Genomic DNA, 14547 nt, shown 5'->3' on the forward strand with positions numbered 1-14547 from the left:
CGTATCGATATTTAGGACTTTAATTCGTAATCAGTACGAACAATCAATCCCGATAAAAGTTCTTGTAAAACTTCTGTAGACATCTGCCCCAATCGCTTCACAAATCTATCTGTCGAGAGACTACGAACTTGGAGAATATTTCCTGCCGAATCTCGATCGAGTCTATTGTCTGGATTGGCATCAATTCGTACCATAAAAGGGCGTTCTCTAAATTTATCTTGCCAGCTTGTAACCGGAATAGCAATTTTTAAAGAAATGAGATCGAATAAATCCGAACTAATGATGATAACAGGGCGAGTTTTCTGAAGTTCTTGTCCTCTTGTTGGATTGAGATCGACTAACCAGACTTCGCCACGTTTTGCATTAGTCATACTCGATTTCCCAATCTTCGTTATCGAGCATGGAGAATTCTGTCAGCTCTGGATCTGTCAAAAAATCATCGACAGTTGCCGGAATAAATGCTTTAAGATATTGATGCCGCTCTGCAATCGAGAGTTTGGCAAGCTGTTGAAGTGATAATACAGATGCCGTCGTTGTCAAAGCAAATTTCTGGCGCAGAAATTCCGTAAAGTTTAAAACCTCCTGCTGTTGAGTAGGTGATAGCTGTCTTAAATTCCTTAGGATGATTTGCTCGTAGTCGATCTTTGTTTGCATAATTAGCTTCTCATGCTGGTTAATCCTAGAATCATCGATCGACTAATCCAACGTAACCTCGAATTAGTCGATCGATAACCACAAAAATAACAGATCGAATTTAGCGATCGACAGAACCCATAATAATATCCACACTACCCAAAATCGTCACGATATCGGCTACCTTCACACCACGTAACAGATGGGGCAAAATTTGGACGTTATTAAAATCAGCAGCGCGAATCTTCCATCGCCACGGGAAGATATTGTCCTCACCCATGATGAAGATCCCTAGCTCACCTTTACCACTCTCAATCCGCACATAGTTTTCACCTTTGGGGATCTTGAATGTCGGGGCGACTTTCTTGCTGATATATTGATATTCCATCGCATCCCACTCAGATTTTGGCCCAGCGGCGAGGCGTTTGGCTTCAAGATTTTCGTAGGAGCCGCCTGGTAGAGCCGCGATGGCTTGACGCAGGATCTTCACCGACTCGCGCATCTCGCGAATGCGGACGAAATACCGCGCTAGACAGTCACCCGCCGTCTCATAATGGACATCCCATTCAAAATCATCGTAGCACTCGTACTTATCTACCTTCCGCAGATCCCACTTCACACCAGAACCACGCAGCATCGGGCCAGACAAGCCCCAATTAATCGCTTCCTCGCGGCTAATCGTCCCAACACCTTCGACGCGACGGCGGAAGATCGGGTTATTGGTAATCAGTTGCTCGTACTCGTCCACCTTGGGGTCGAAGTAGTCGCAGAAATCTAGACATTTATCGATCCACCCGTAGGGCAAATCAACGGCTACGCCACCGATGCGGAAGTAGTTGTTATTCACCATCCGATAGCCAGTCGCGGCTTCCCACAGATCGTAGATCATCTCCCGTTCGCGGAAGATGTAGAAGAAGGGCGTCTGTGCGCCGACATCTGCCATAAATGGACCGAGCCAGAGCAGGTGGTTGGCAATCCGATTGAGTTCCAGCATGATCACGCGGATGTGACTCGCACGTTTGGGAACGGGGATATTGGCTAATTTTTCAACCGCATTGACGGTGATGGCTTCATTAAACATCCCTGCTGCGTAGTCCCAGCGGCTGACATAGGGCACAAACATGATATTCGTGCGGTTTTCAGCGATTTTTTCCATCCCTCGGTGCAGATAGCCGATGACAGGCTCACAATCGACGACATCTTCACCATCGAGGGTGACGATTAGCCGCATGACCCCGTGCATCGATGGGTGGTGCGGCCCCATGTTCAGCACCATCGGTTCGGTTCTAGTTTCGAGTTGTGCCATAATCTCTGGTTGCGATCGCGTTTTGAAATGAACTATTACTAATTACTAGAGCTTGCCACAGACGGCGGAGCATCAGTATTTGCCACGGATGCCTCTTCTTATATTATAAGGGTTTGACACCGATCGCAGGCAGGAGTCAATGACACTGGTGCTCTGCTCTACATCTATCCGATCGCCGCGATCGCGCCACTGATATGAGTGATAACATCACTAATACGAGCGTGAAACAATGGGGTTATCAAGATGAGCGAATTACAAGCACTAATTTTTGATGTCGATGGGACTTTAGCCGATACCGAGCGCGATGGACATCGGGTCGCCTTCAATCAAGCTTTTGTGAGTGCGGGACTAGACTGGGATTGGTCGGTCGAGTTGTATGGCAAACTCTTGGCTGTCACTGGGGGGAAGGAGCGGATGCGCTTTTATCTAGATACTTACCGTCCCGATGTGCGGATGGACGATGCCGCGATTGCCGATCTCCACAAAGCCAAGAATCAATATTACGCTCAGTTGCTAGCCCAAGGTGGTATTCCGCTCCGTCCTGGCGTCAGACGGCTGCTAGCGGCTGCCAGAGCCGCCAATCTCCGGCTGGCGATCTCGACTACTACTACGCCTGAAAATGTCTTCGCACTGTTGGCTGGCAATATCGATGCTAGCTGGTTTGAGGTCATCGCGGCTGGCGATATCGCCCCCAAGAAGAAACCAGCGGCTGATATCTATAATTATGTCCTCGCTCAGATGGATTTGCCAGCAGCAAATTGTCTGGCATTTGAAGATTCGGAAAATGGTACGATCTCAGCGGTGGATGCCGGAATTCTGACGATTGTGACGATTAATGACTATACTCAACTTCACAATTTCGATCGCGCCAAACTAGTATTATCCGATCTCGGCGAACCCGATCGTCCTTGTCAAATTCTCCGAGGGGATACTCAAGGCTCCACCTATGTCGATCTACCACTTTTGGCGAGATTAATCACCGTGTAAATCTGGCAAAGATCGCACGAATAATGTGGGTTTGAGGTCGATTCATTTTTAAAAACCTAGCAAAAAGATCCGAGTTCAAGTTTGGATGTGAGGCTCTGCTCCCATCGTCTCGCGGGTGGGCACTGCTCACCCGCGAGAGCTAAGGCTATACATCCTCAAACTGCGCTGTCTTTCTCGACCTGGAGCAAACCGCCACAAATGCCAGCCATAACTGTCAACTGTCAACTGTCAACTAATTCTAAGGAGCTTCCATCCAATCATAAATCCGGTCGAGTTGTTCGATCGTCACTAGTCCATATTGCCACAAAATCATGGGCAAGGGGCCAGGGTTGTGCTCTACTTGCTTGAGCGCGATCGCCATCGATGAAGCAGAGATCGCTAGATCGTCTTGTAAGAATCGAATTAATTTTGTTAAATGAGTAGATGCGATCACTGCCGTACCTCCGGCTAAATGTTTAAAAAAAGTAAAAAAAGTAGTTATCTAATCGAGCTGCCAATCTGCACCGAGCCATTCAGCCTCAGTCAAAAATTGACGACGGCAAACTTCAATCTAGAGCTTCACCAGCTCTGATTTAGATTACAGAAAGGTTCTAGTTAAATTTAAATTGAGTGACGTTTTAAGTCATCTACCGATCGAGACAGATCGAGAAAAAGTGAGTGTGATGACCATAAAATCGACAGGATGTGCTGTGTTTCAATTCAGCGATGACTTACCGATCGGTGCCCAGAATATTTATGTTGGTATAAATTCAGTAATCTCAATTGTCCAAATGAGGAAATTGGATGATGGCAGTAACAAACATTTAACCTTGTTAATGGCTGTTTGAAATCCGTGTAAACACGGGGTTTTATCAAAGTTGAGATCGAAAGATCCGTAAATTTTGGTATTTTTATTATTAGGAATGGATTATAACACCGCTATCGCCGCTTCTGAGTAAAACTCCAATTATTTAAGCCTTTTGGCTGAGTAATTGCGGATTTCGATCCGATCGCCAACTTTGAGGCGCAGCTCTGTGGCTCTACCACTACGTAGTTCGATGACCCCATCGATGGCAATTTTGGAGTCTGGACCATAACTCGGACAAGGATCGGCTGTGCAAGGCGGGACTTGCTTACTGATGTATCTGACTACGCCATTGGACATAAACACCATATCCAGTGGCATGAGGGTGTTTTTCATCCAGAAGCCGACTGGGCGGGCGGGCGAAAACACAAATAACATGCCGCGATCGGCAGCTAAATTCGGGCGATACATCAGCCCCATAGATTGCTCCTCAGGGGTGCGGGCGACCTCCAAGAGGATCGTTTGACCATTGATGGTAGTTTGGGCACTTACAGGCAGTTTTTGCCCTTGTGGGACGATCGGCTCCGATCCAGACGGCGATCGTGAGTTGGGTGACTGGACTGGTGGTACGGACACAACGGGCATGGAACAGCCGAGCAGCAAAATCCCGACTATGCCAAATTTCAGGTAGTTTTGATTCACGATGCTCAGACAGGGATGATAATTAGTTGATAGTTGATAATTGATAGTTGCCCTCTGATGGTCAGTTTTCCATTCACTTTCCCCAGCCAAATTGCTGGGCACTAGTCACGCAATACATAGCCGACACTACGGACTGTTTGCACGATCCGCTTACCGCCGTCTTTTTCCAATTTGAGGCGGAGATAGCGGATATACACCTCGATCACATTGGACTCGCCCAAGAAATCATATCCCCACACGTTTTCCAAAATTTGCTCTCTAGTGAGTTCGATTTCGGGATGAGACATCAGATAGCGGAGCAGTTCAAACTCTTTGACTGTCAATTCGATCGCGCGCTCGTGCCGCAATACGCGGTGAGTGACTAGATCCAAGCTGAGATCGCCAAACCGTAGTTGTTCCCCAGCATTGACATTGGAGTGGAGATACAACCCGATCGTGTGCAAAAAATTGGGAGCGTGATAGGGTTTGAGGAAGTAGTCATTGGCTCCTGACTCTAGGCAAATAATCCGATCGGCGATCGAATCATGTGACATGAGCAACAAAATCGGGGCGACACATCCCACTTCCCGCAATTGTGGTACCAGTGCCAGTGCTGATTCTCCAGGTAGAGAGCGATCGATCGCGATCAGTGATGGGTGCATTTTTTTGGCGTGTTCTAAGCCGATGCGGGCAGTTTCGGCGATCGCTACTTGATAACCAGCTTTGGTCAGATCGAGGCTCATACGCTCGGCTAAGACGGCATCGTTTTCGACGAGGATGATTGGGGTATTTTCAGCCATAATCTTAGGGATAGGGGATAAAGAATCGCTCCGCTTGGATCTACGGTAACTCTACTGATGTGGGTTTGGCGATGTGTGGTAGCCCCCAGCCGAGCTTTTCGCGCAAGACCTTGAAGTATTCTGGCGGATGCAACCGGACAAATTTGGCTGAATGGGGCGATCGCTCGATCTGGAGTGTAAATTCGGGGAGGATATAACAGCCACCATTGCCATCTACTACCATAACGAGGCGATTGGGGTTGGCGGAGTTGATGATGACGGGTTCGGTGTCGGAGAACACTAGGGCGCGGGATGCGAGTGAATGCGGACAGATCGGGACTAGTTGGAGGGCATCTACTCCCGGCGCAACTACGGGGCCGCCAGCACTGAGCGAATAGGCGGTAGAGCCTGTCGGCGTAGAGAGGATCACGCCATCAGCGGCGATGTCTACAGGCGCATGTCTGCCGACTGTGACTTCAAAGTGGCACATGCTGGTGAGTGGTTCGCGATGGATCACCATTTCATTGAGACACAATGCTTCCCATAATAGTCGATCTCCTTCCCAAACTCGGACACTCAGCATCGCCCGCTGCTCGATCTGATATTCACCAGCGATCGCGCGATCGATCGCTTCTGGCAACTGGTTGAGATAAGTTTCGGTCAAAAAGCCCATGTGCCCAGTATTTACCGTCAGCAGGGGGATACCATAGGGTGCCACCTGCCGAAAAGCTGCCAAGACTGTGCCATCACCACCCAAGACGATCGCCAAACTCATGTCTTCAAAACCAGGAGGGCACAGCGAATCGATCGGGCGATAGGTAATCGGTCGATCGTCATGACAGTAGCCCAAAATACCACCTTTGGCTGCGGCGGAGCCAACTTCCCATCCTAGAGCTGTCAACTTGTCATCGATTTCTTGGGCAATCCGACAAGCGACAGGTTTGCCCTCATTGTAAATAATGCCGATTTTTGGCACAAATGCAGTCCTACTTCAAATTTGCTCGGGTGACAACTTTCCGCCGATCGCGGGTGTGATTTAACGCGCTGGGCGATGCGATCGCGGCGGCCGCTAGAACATCAGGATCTAGCAGTGGGGGATTCAAGCCAGATTTTTGATGATGCCGACCATTATCGCATACTAGCTGGATGCGATTGGCTTGAGGGCTGGGGGATGGCTACCAAAGATAACAATCTTTACCCAGTGCGGTGCTAGTACATGATTTTTTTCTTTTTCTGTTTTGCTGCTTGGGCTTCTTTCTGCTTGTCTTTCTCATAATTGAGTTCTTTGATCTTCCGCAGAATGCGACTGAAGTATTCTTGTAAGTACGCTTCCAAGGTCCCAATTTCTTGAGGCTCGATGCCAAAGACTTGGTATACTTCATCCATGTTGGCGGTCAGTGGTTTCCCTGTCGCCAATACTTCGGTAAAGGCGAGCCTGTCTGCCGCATTCCAACTCCACTCAAAAAAGCGAAATGTTTGGCGGATCGCCCGAATTACGCCAATTGGTAAAGTAGTGACTTTCGCATCTTTACTCGACTGACGTTCGCACAGACTGACAATTTCTCGCCCGCTCCAAGCGCGATGTCCGGCGATCGGAAAGCTGCGATTGCTGGTTGCTGGGACAGCCAAGGCGCGAATCGCAAACTTGGCAATATCTTGAGTATCCATGTAGGCAATCGGTGAAGAATCACCTGTCAACCATACGGGTTGCCCTTCCAAAATCGGAATCGCAAATTGACTAATGATGCCTTGCATAAATCCGCAGGGACGTAAAATCGTGTAGTTTAGTCCAGATTCTTTCAAAAATAGTTCTGCACATCTTTTGATTTCCATCAGCGGCACTTCGGGATAGTCTTCCGCACCCAAAATCGAGAAAAAGATAAATCGATCGACCTTCGCTGTGACAGCAGCTTGAATCAGATTAACTTTGCCGTTCCAATCAACTCGCTCGAAGCTGGAGATATCAGCCGCTCGTGCGGTCGCAGCATCGATCACTGCTGTCACACCTTCTAGTGCGGGTGCCAGGGTACTCGGAGTGCAGATGTTGCCTACAACTACCTCAGCTCCCCATTCTTTCAGAAAAGTCGCCTTGCGCGGATTTCTAACTAGACAGCGGACTTTGTAGCCTTCATCCAAGGCGCGGCGTGCGATCTGTCTACCCAAGGTACCTGTGGCACCAACAATTAAAATTGTCATTTATCAAGAATAATTAAAAATTATTAAAGCTATTTTTTAAAATATTAGCAGAAATGTCTCATGTTCGTTCACAAAAATTTACACCAGCGGGTGGATGTCGGAGCCAGCTTGCCACCCGATCCGCCACGTTAGGATTATTCTTCTTCTGGACCTTGAATCTTGAGAAAGAGGAATCCCAGGCTCAAACCGACCAGAATCAAGCTTGAAGATAAAATCGCAGCGTTAAAAATTTCGCCAGCCATGACGGATATACTCCTTAAAAATGGTTAAATGGTAAACTTATGGTATCCAAAACTGTCGGGATCGCCTAGTGTATCGTAACAGTTATCGGGTATGGGCGATCGCCAGGATAGCTGAGGATCGGCAATGTTTTTAGTCCAGTGTCCGCTGCCAGCAGCGAGAGACATCAAGCCGGGACAAAATCGATGTTTTATGACAAATTGAGCGACAGACATGAGTTGCGCTTGTTGCAGACGGCTGATGCTCCAGAATTGTTTGCACTTACCAATCTCAATCGGACTCATCTGCGCCAATGGTTGCCGTGGCTAGACTCGATCGCCGAGGTTGCCAATACGCACAACTTTATCGAGTCTGCGCTGGAACAGTTTACCGATCGACAGGGGTTGGTTGCCGCTATTTGTGACAATCGCCGGATCGTGGGGGCGATCGGTTTTAATCGGATCGATCGACACAATCGCGTCGGTTATATCGGTTATTGGTTGGCACGATCCCACCAAGGACATGGCATCATGACGGCTTCGTGTCAAAGCCTCATCAAATACGCCTTCAAAATCCGTCACCTCAATCGCTTGGTAATCACTTGCGCCACAGAAAATGAGCGGAGTCGAGCGATTCCCCTCCGGCTGGGTTTTACCCATGAAGGTGTTGCTCGGGAAGCGGAATGGCTCTACGATCGATTTGTAGACCATGATGTGTATGCTCTGCTCCGTCAGGAGTGGCGCAGCCAGGATGCTGACAAGTTGGAAAAATCATGAGTAAACCGAGACTCGCGATCGCTATAGGCGATCCAGCCGGAATTGGTACCGAAGTCATCCTCAAGGCGTTGAGCGATCGCTCTCTGGCAACTGACAAGCTCACTCTCATCGGCAATCGTGACTTATTAATCGATCGCTATCAGTACTTGCGCCAACAAATCCCCACCACAATCGAGCTTGCCAATCCCGCAAACTTAGATATTATCGATGTCCCACTCTCCCCAGCGATCCGCACTGGCATCAAAATTGGGCAGGGTAATGCTGCTAGTGGGGCAGCGAGTTTTGGATATTTGGATCTAGCGATCGATTTCACATTGGCAGGGGAGTTTGACGCGATCGTCACTGCACCCATTGCCAAATCGGCTTGGAAGGCAGCGGGACATCATTTTCCAGGACAAACCGAGTTGCTCGCCTCCAAGGCGAATGTAGACCGCTTTGGGATGTTATTTGTGGGGGTGTCGCCACATACTGGCTGGACGTTGAGAGCCTTGTTGGCGACGACGCATATTCCCCTAGCTGAAGTCTCCTCAGCTCTGACACCAGCATTGCTCAGTCTCAAGTTAGGGTTATTAGTTGAGTGTTTACGGGCGGATTTTGGGTTGCAGTCGGGGACAATCGCGATCGCGGGACTCAATCCACATAGTGGCGAAGGGGGACAATTGGGCATAGAAGAAGTGCAGTGGATGGAGGATTGGCTCCAAACTGCGCGAGATGACTATCCCGATTATCAATTGCTGGGACTATTGCCGCCAGATACGATGTGGGTAAAACCTGGACAAGCTTGGTTTGGGACTCATCCCCAGCCGCAAGCCGCCGATGCTTATTTGGCTTTGTATCACGATCAGGGGTTGATTCCAGTGAAGTTGATGGCATTCGATCGGGCGACCAATACGACGATTGGGTTACCATTCGTACGGACTTCACCGGATCATGGCACGGCGTTTGATATTGCAGGACTGGGAATTGCGGACGATCGCAGTATGAGAGCGGCAATCCAACTGGCAGTAGAGTTAGTGGCTGCGCGTGCTAAATCCCCATCCTAAAAACTTCGCTCTCTTGATTCGCTAAACCCTCGGCAGAGCCTACGTATCGCGAATTGCTGTCAACTGTCTGCTTGTCTTGTCTCGCTAAACCCTCGGCAGAGCCGAGGAACGCGAGCCGCTGGTGCAACACATGCGCCAGGTATCCTCCGCGTGATTGCATCCGCAACTGTCAACTGTCAACTGTCAACTTTTTAAGATATTCCCGATTCTTGTACTCCCAATACTTCTCCACAGTCTCCTTTGCAGCGATCGCATTATCATACTCAGCACCACCTTGAGCGACTAGTCTGGCTCGAACTTGCTTGCGCAGGTCTGAAACGATCTTGCCATTGACCTTGCGCGTCTGCGACCAATCTAGAATTGGCTGTGGATAATAACTGTCTGTATATTGACCTGCGCTTACTTCGCCCAGACTATAACCTTGTAATTCCGGTATCCAGTGGTGAATAAAACTCAGATCGGGGTCTTTTTCGGTAATATTCTTGTTGGGGTTATAGATCCGAAACGTTTCGCTCAGGGGATTGGTGATACCTGCTTGCATCTGCCATTGCCAGTTATCAATTGCGAGATCCCCATCAACTAGATAGTTCATATAATGCTTGGCTCCATGATGCCAAGACACACCACAATTGATAGTCAAGAAAGTCGCGCACATTGCCCGCATCCGAAAGTTCATCCAGCCCATCGTTTGAAGCTGCCGCATACTCGCATCAATGAGGGGAAAACCCGTCATCCCTTCCTGCCAAGCTTGATACAGTTCGAGCTGGTTCGGGCTGAGTTCGTCCCAATTGTACCAATCATCAAATTCAGGGTAGCGATTCTGGTAAGCTACTTCAGGATGGAAGTACAACCGTTGGGCAAAACTATCGTGCCACCGCAATCTGTCGCGAAAGGCTTTGAGCGAGAATTCAGCTTTAGGTTGACTTGCAAGTGCGGCTACTTTGGCTTTGGTAGCCTGATAGACAGTCCGAGTCGAAATCGTCCCAAAAGTCAGATGTGGCGATAGGTGAGAAGTTGCTCCCTGTTGAGTCAACCACGGGCGCGACAGTTTCCAGTGATAACCGTGGAATCTATGGGCGAGAAATGAGTCTAATGTATCGTGGGCATTGGTTTCGCCCCCAGGAAAATAAACCTTCTCGACGTTCCAAAACTGTGAGTATTTTTGGGTGAGTTCTGCAAAAGTCAGTTGGGGGATGTCAATTGCCAGTGTGGGTAAATCGATCGATTGTGGCGGCTGGTATTGAGGTTGCCGCTGATAGGTATAGTACTCGCCAAACCACTCCTGGCGGCGATCTGACGTTTGCAGAAAGTTATTTAACCCCAGATGGCAATCGAGGTTTAATTCCTGGTAAAACTCCACTATTTCTCGATCGCGACTAATCCCATATTCTACTTGGACATCACGGTTGAAAAATAGCTGGGGTCGATCTCCTTGCCCGATGAGCTGTGTGGTGAGGTCTTGGATGATTTGAGTGGAGTTGCCCTCAAATATGAATAGGCGACTCCCTCGCTCTTGCAGTTGACGATCTAAATCTAGCAACGATTCAAATAAAAATCTGACCCTGGCTGTGCCGACATCTTCCCAAGTATAAAACCAGGGATCGATGATGAAGAACGGTAAAACTGGGGTGTTGTTGGCAGTCGCTAGAGTGACGCTCTCGTTGTCAGTCAATCGTAAGTCACGGCGAAACCATAGCAGGTGCATACTTGTTTAGATTTGGTTCGATCCCTACTAGTCTAACGCTGACAGTATTTAAGTACAAATATACCGACTGATGAGCGTCAAGATCCGATTTCAGCACGAGTATCGCTAGGCACCTGTAGCAAAATATGCAGCAGTGAATAATTGCATCAATATTGGGACGATCCGATTGCTAACTAGATGTCTCCCCACCACCATCAATAGTCATCATCACCACTGGCTTAATAGAGCGATATCGGGAACGATCGCCGATCTTTCCCAGTCTACTTAGTTATGATTGAGAGTAAGTCTTAATCACCACTCTTTTACCCACCACCATATTTCTCGAACGGCTAGCCAGTTGATGGCGGCGGATATTGTGGCAAGGATAATTCAGATCTATCTCTGGGTAACCTAAACCATATAGCAATAGATAGCGACTCTTATGGCATACTGGCTGACAATCGAACTCGAACATGGCTGGATCGCTCCACTCCCCGCCACCATGGATACCGAATCGGCAGGATTGGTCTACGGCACCACAGTACCACAACTATTGACACAACTCGATCGCATCACCCAAAAACTGGGAGTAGCGCGGCTCGAAAACTTTATCTACAAAGACACCACAGGCTATCGCCGTTTGCTCAAAGAAGCCGAAGCCGAAGGCAATGCCGTCCTCGCATCTGCCATGCGCGCCGAAATCTCCACCCTCGCCGCACAACCGCGCTGGCACGAACCGACGATCGCGCGTCAAACAATCCACAGCTTGAAGGAGTTCCTAGCCACCAATCCGTACATCTTTCCAGGCAAAGATCCTCAAGATACTGCCAAGTGGATGCTCTGGGATCTCGAAGCATACGATCGCATTCTCACCGATCTCGAAACTAGGGGTGTGAGATTTGCTTTTGTCGAACACGATCTCAATTAACTAAGAACAGGGGTTGAAAGGTTGGAATCCTAGCCTAACAACCCAATTATCAATTAATTTAAGCCGTACCTTTAAATAATCCTTGGGGACGGAATAACAGCGTTAATACCATTAAAATAAGTGCGATCGCGAGTTTGTATTGAGAGCCGACAATTGGGACGGAAACTTCTTGAGCGATGCCGATAATAAAGGCTCCCGCGATCGCCCCGTACGGATTACCAATCCCGCCCAAAGTCACCGCCGCAAACATCGGCATAATCAGAAACCAACCCATATCGGGGCGAACATTGGTCACTAAACCATACATTTGACCACCCAATCCAGTCAAACTCGCGGCGATAATCCACGTCCACAGCACTACTTCTTCGACATTGATGCCCGTCACGCGTGCGAGATCGATATCATCAGCTACCGCGCGCATAGCTTTACCAATTTTGGTATTTTGGAGCAGAAAATGCAATCCGGCGATCGCGACAATTGCCAGCCCTAATACAACCAAATTATAGAACTTAATCTTGATCCCAAATAGATCGATCGCTTCACTCACTGGCAAATTATACCGCTTGGCATCACCACCGAAAACGAGCAGAATCCCATTGCGGAGGAATAACGCCAATCCGATCGAAATAATCACCAGCGTCGTGGCGGTAGCGCGGACGCGGCGCATTCGGTTCCATAAAACAGTTTCCGCTAGCAAGGCTACCCCGACAGTGGCGACAATCCCGATTACCATCGATACCCAGATATTGTTCAATACTGGGATCGGACTCATATTTAGCGTCCAGGCGACAAATGCCCCGATCGTCATATAGTCACCGTGAGCAAAGTTGGACAGGCGCAAAATGCCATACGTCAGCGTCAAACCAACTGCGCCCAGAGCGATGATACTACCCAGGGCAATGCCATTTACAATTAATTGGGGGTCCATATACTATCTAATATCGCTGGAAAGATCTTACAGTAGGTTGGTCTGATTACAGCTAACTAACCCAAGTTGCTACCTATAACCTCAGCGGTTAGAAACCGCTGCTCATAGTACAAAGTCCGCCTTCGCGGACTAGTTAATCAGTCTGCGAAGGCGGACTTTGCAACATTGGCCACGATTTTAATCGTAGGCATCTCTAGGTTGCAACTCTGGCTAACTATGAGGGTGCCGAACCGTGACAGATCCGATCGTGCCACCAGATATTATTGGTACCCGATCGCGTACCATAACTAGGCGCGATCCCATAACTACTACCCTGAGCGTGTCCCATCGTAGACGCGATCGTATTGTAGAGCTTGTTGAGATTGAAACAGCGCGGATCGCAATGTCCTTCTGGATCGAAAGTGTCGAGGATAAAGTGCGTCGTCAGTTGGGGAAACTTGCCAGCAGCGAGAGTCGATCTCAGGTAAAGGGAGAGGGCTGAATCATACTGATTGGCGGAGTAAGGCGGATTGGGGAAGGTGGCAATATTGGGGTTGCTGGCACTACAGGTATTTTGGTTGCCGCGAACGGAACGGGCACCGACTTGGATGATTTCGGCAGCTACGCTCGATTTGACGCGGCTATTGCGGATATTGAAATAGTTGCTCAGTGGCGTACAGGCACTGCGGAGACTGGCTTCTCGACCTGGATCGGTCACCGACCTGTCGCCATTGTTGAAGCGGGTACAAATCGATTCTACCGCCCAGGTGGCGGTGGTATAAATCCGACCGCTGGCGGCTGCTAGTTTGCCTCGGGCTTCTGTTTGCTCTGAGGCGATTTCACCCGCGCTCAATCCGAGATTGGCAAGGGCGGCATCGAGAGCTTGCCGCTGGGCATCCAGATTAGTCGCTCTCCAAGCCTGTCTGAGTAATTGCTCTCGCACGGGCTTGACTAAGATATCGCTGGCTTTTTCAAACTCAGTCGTCGTCGGGCGACGGGGTTCGTAAAAATTGGGACGCGCCAAAACTGCGGTGTTGGCACGCGGGAGAAAAGCATTGACGCCCAATCCGAGCGGCCCTCGCCCCAGGTAGCGTTCGCGCTCCAGCGTACTCGGAGCCATGATCACAGAAGTGTCATGCAAGATGAAGCGAGTATCAGTGACGGGATTGACGGGCGCACTCGGGCTGAGATTGCGACTCCGTAAATAAGCGGCGATTTTGTCCCGTTCCCCTGGTGAAAGTGCCCGATTGGTATGATTGGTGGGAAATTGGGGCGGACTGATAGTCGGGGTGGGAAAAGGAGTGGCGGTGGGTGTGGAACTCGGATTCGTCGGTTGCGTACTCGGGAGTGGATTTCTCGGCAGCGGGACGGGGATGGGGAGTGGTGATTCGATGGGGTTGGGGAACGGTGTTGGTGACGGGGTGCCGAGGGGGGTTGTCAAACCTGGGGAGAGAGTTCTTTGAGCGATCGATCCAGGCGCGGCGATCGATCGCAAATTAATGGCAACTGTGGCAATCATCGGTACCAAAAACAATACCAATAGTGTCAAAATACGACTATAACCGAAATTAAATTTAGACATGTGGTAGACGATCGCTGAGTTTTTACGGTGGGAAATCAAATC

16 protein-coding genes are annotated in these 14547 nt (G+C 49.2%); 4 read left to right on the forward strand and 12 right to left on the reverse strand.

What is annotated here, in order from left to right; genetic code table 11:
• Positions 1–11: 11 nt before the first annotated feature.
• From ACEW9I_RS19480 to ACEW9I_RS19490, 3 genes are all read right to left on the reverse strand, one after another.
• Entirely contained in the window at positions 12–371 is a 360-nt protein-coding gene (locus ACEW9I_RS19480) for a type II toxin-antitoxin system PemK/MazF family toxin (RefSeq protein WP_373541990.1), read from the reverse strand.
• The gene (locus ACEW9I_RS19485) at positions 364–654 is read right to left on the reverse strand and encodes a hypothetical protein (RefSeq protein WP_373541991.1); all 291 of its coding nucleotides are present in this window, start codon (positions 652–654) and stop codon (positions 364–366) included. The genes ACEW9I_RS19480 and ACEW9I_RS19485 overlap by 8 nt, the downstream gene beginning before the upstream one ends.
• Before the next feature lie 100 nt (positions 655–754).
• Positions 755–1939, reverse strand: a complete 1185-nt coding sequence (locus tag ACEW9I_RS19490; protein WP_373541992.1) for a photosynthetic/respiratory NAD(P)H-quinone oxidoreductase subunit H — start codon at positions 1937–1939, stop codon at positions 755–757.
• Positions 1940–2182: 243 nt separating this feature from the next.
• On the opposite strand from ACEW9I_RS19490, the gene ACEW9I_RS19495 reads away from it, so the two are divergent.
• A complete protein-coding gene (locus ACEW9I_RS19495; RefSeq protein WP_373541993.1) occupies positions 2183–2926 on the forward strand; it encodes an HAD-IA family hydrolase in 744 nt (247 codons plus the stop codon).
• Positions 2927–3164: 238 nt separating this feature from the next.
• Here ACEW9I_RS19495 and ACEW9I_RS19500 read toward each other — a convergent pair whose 3' ends face one another.
• The 6 genes from ACEW9I_RS19500 to ACEW9I_RS19525 all read right to left on the reverse strand — a co-directional run bounded on the left by ACEW9I_RS19500 (position 3165) and on the right by ACEW9I_RS19525 (position 7608).
• Positions 3165–3359, reverse strand: a complete 195-nt coding sequence (locus tag ACEW9I_RS19500) for a DUF2949 domain-containing protein (RefSeq protein WP_373541994.1) — start codon at positions 3357–3359, stop codon at positions 3165–3167.
• Between the two features lie 513 nt (positions 3360–3872).
• On the reverse strand, positions 3873–4412 hold the full coding sequence (locus ACEW9I_RS19505) for a DUF192 domain-containing protein (protein WP_373541995.1): 540 nt from the start codon (positions 4410–4412) through the stop codon (positions 3873–3875).
• 101 nt (positions 4413–4513) lie between these two features.
• Positions 4514–5191 (reverse strand): response regulator transcription factor NblR, encoded by a 678-nt coding sequence (gene nblR / locus ACEW9I_RS19510; protein ID WP_373541996.1) that lies wholly within the window; start codon positions 5189–5191, stop codon positions 4514–4516.
• Positions 5192–5231: 40 nt separating this feature from the next.
• Positions 5232–6146: an NAD(+) kinase gene (locus ACEW9I_RS19515; RefSeq protein ID WP_373541997.1), complete on the reverse strand. Its 915-nt coding sequence runs from the start codon at positions 6144–6146 to the stop codon at positions 5232–5234.
• A 233-nt stretch (positions 6147–6379) separates the two neighbouring features.
• On the reverse strand, positions 6380–7366 hold the full coding sequence (locus ACEW9I_RS19520; protein WP_373541998.1) for an SDR family oxidoreductase: 987 nt from the start codon (positions 7364–7366) through the stop codon (positions 6380–6382).
• Between the two features lie 134 nt (positions 7367–7500).
• Positions 7501–7608 carry a PetM family cytochrome b6-f complex subunit 7 gene (locus tag ACEW9I_RS19525; RefSeq protein WP_309736810.1) on the reverse strand — a complete coding sequence of 36 codons (108 nt, stop codon included), beginning with the start codon at positions 7606–7608 and terminating at the stop codon, positions 7501–7503.
• 183 nt (positions 7609–7791) lie between these two features.
• Here ACEW9I_RS19525 and ACEW9I_RS19530 point away from each other — a divergent pair, with 183 nt between their 5' ends.
• Both ACEW9I_RS19530 and pdxA read left to right on the forward strand, forming a co-directional pair.
• Positions 7792–8361, forward strand: coding sequence for a GNAT family N-acetyltransferase (locus ACEW9I_RS19530; RefSeq protein WP_373541999.1), 570 nt, complete (start codon positions 7792–7794; stop codon positions 8359–8361).
• Positions 8358–9404, forward strand: coding sequence for a 4-hydroxythreonine-4-phosphate dehydrogenase PdxA (pdxA, locus tag ACEW9I_RS19535; protein ID WP_373542000.1), 1047 nt, complete (start codon positions 8358–8360; stop codon positions 9402–9404). The genes ACEW9I_RS19530 and pdxA overlap by 4 nt, the downstream gene beginning before the upstream one ends.
• A gap of 169 nt (positions 9405–9573) precedes the next feature.
• Here the strand turns inward: pdxA and ACEW9I_RS19540 are convergent, their stop codons facing one another.
• Positions 9574–11109: an FAD-binding domain-containing protein gene (locus ACEW9I_RS19540; RefSeq protein ID WP_373542001.1), complete on the reverse strand. Its 1536-nt coding sequence runs from the start codon at positions 11107–11109 to the stop codon at positions 9574–9576.
• Positions 11110–11530: 421 nt separating this feature from the next.
• On the opposite strand from ACEW9I_RS19540, the gene ACEW9I_RS19545 reads away from it, so the two are divergent.
• A complete protein-coding gene (locus tag ACEW9I_RS19545) occupies positions 11531–12016 on the forward strand; it encodes a hypothetical protein (protein ID WP_373542002.1) in 486 nt (161 codons plus the stop codon).
• Positions 12017–12074: 58 nt separating this feature from the next.
• Here ACEW9I_RS19545 and ACEW9I_RS19550 read toward each other — a convergent pair whose 3' ends face one another.
• On the reverse strand, positions 12075–12944 hold the full coding sequence (locus ACEW9I_RS19550; protein WP_373542003.1) for a branched-chain amino acid ABC transporter permease: 870 nt from the start codon (positions 12942–12944) through the stop codon (positions 12075–12077).
• Positions 12945–13158: 214 nt separating this feature from the next.
• On the reverse strand, positions 13159–14505 hold the full coding sequence (locus ACEW9I_RS19555) for a hypothetical protein (RefSeq protein WP_373542004.1): 1347 nt from the start codon (positions 14503–14505) through the stop codon (positions 13159–13161).
• Between the last annotated feature and the right edge of the window lie 42 nt (positions 14506–14547).

Source organism: Chamaesiphon sp. (assembly GCF_041738855.1).
In the GTDB taxonomy this organism is placed as follows: Bacteria; Cyanobacteriota; Cyanobacteriia; order Cyanobacteriales; family Chamaesiphonaceae; genus Chamaesiphon.

What these genes read in the sequence shown, in the direction of transcription:
- ACEW9I_RS19480 (WP_373541990.1), bottom strand. Translation starts at nt 371, where the DNA reads ATGACTAATGCAAAACGTGGCGAAGTCTGGTTAGTCGATCTCAATCCA.
- ACEW9I_RS19550 (WP_373542003.1), bottom strand. Translation starts at nt 12,944, where the DNA reads ATGGACCCCCAATTAATTGTAAATGGCATTGCCCTGGGTAGTATCATC.
- ACEW9I_RS19545 (WP_373542002.1), top strand. Translation starts at nt 11,531, where the DNA reads ATGGCATACTGGCTGACAATCGAACTCGAACATGGCTGGATCGCTCCA.
- pdxA (WP_373542000.1), top strand. Translation starts at nt 8,358, where the DNA reads ATGAGTAAACCGAGACTCGCGATCGCTATAGGCGATCCAGCCGGAATT.
- ACEW9I_RS19485 (WP_373541991.1), bottom strand. Translation starts at nt 654, where the DNA reads ATGCAAACAAAGATCGACTACGAGCAAATCATCCTAAGGAATTTAAGA.
- ACEW9I_RS19490 (WP_373541992.1), bottom strand. Translation starts at nt 1,939, where the DNA reads ATGGCACAACTCGAAACTAGAACCGAACCGATGGTGCTGAACATGGGG.
- ACEW9I_RS19540 (WP_373542001.1), bottom strand. Translation starts at nt 11,109, where the DNA reads ATGCACCTGCTATGGTTTCGCCGTGACTTACGATTGACTGACAACGAG.
- ACEW9I_RS19525 (WP_309736810.1), bottom strand. Translation starts at nt 7,608, where the DNA reads ATGGCTGGCGAAATTTTTAACGCTGCGATTTTATCTTCAAGCTTGATT.
- nblR (WP_373541996.1), bottom strand. Translation starts at nt 5,191, where the DNA reads ATGGCTGAAAATACCCCAATCATCCTCGTCGAAAACGATGCCGTCTTA.
- ACEW9I_RS19520 (WP_373541998.1), bottom strand. Translation starts at nt 7,366, where the DNA reads ATGACAATTTTAATTGTTGGTGCCACAGGTACCTTGGGTAGACAGATC.
- ACEW9I_RS19555 (WP_373542004.1), bottom strand. Translation starts at nt 14,505, where the DNA reads ATGTCTAAATTTAATTTCGGTTATAGTCGTATTTTGACACTATTGGTA.
- ACEW9I_RS19530 (WP_373541999.1), top strand. Translation starts at nt 7,792, where the DNA reads ATGTTTTATGACAAATTGAGCGACAGACATGAGTTGCGCTTGTTGCAG.
- ACEW9I_RS19495 (WP_373541993.1), top strand. Translation starts at nt 2,183, where the DNA reads ATGAGCGAATTACAAGCACTAATTTTTGATGTCGATGGGACTTTAGCC.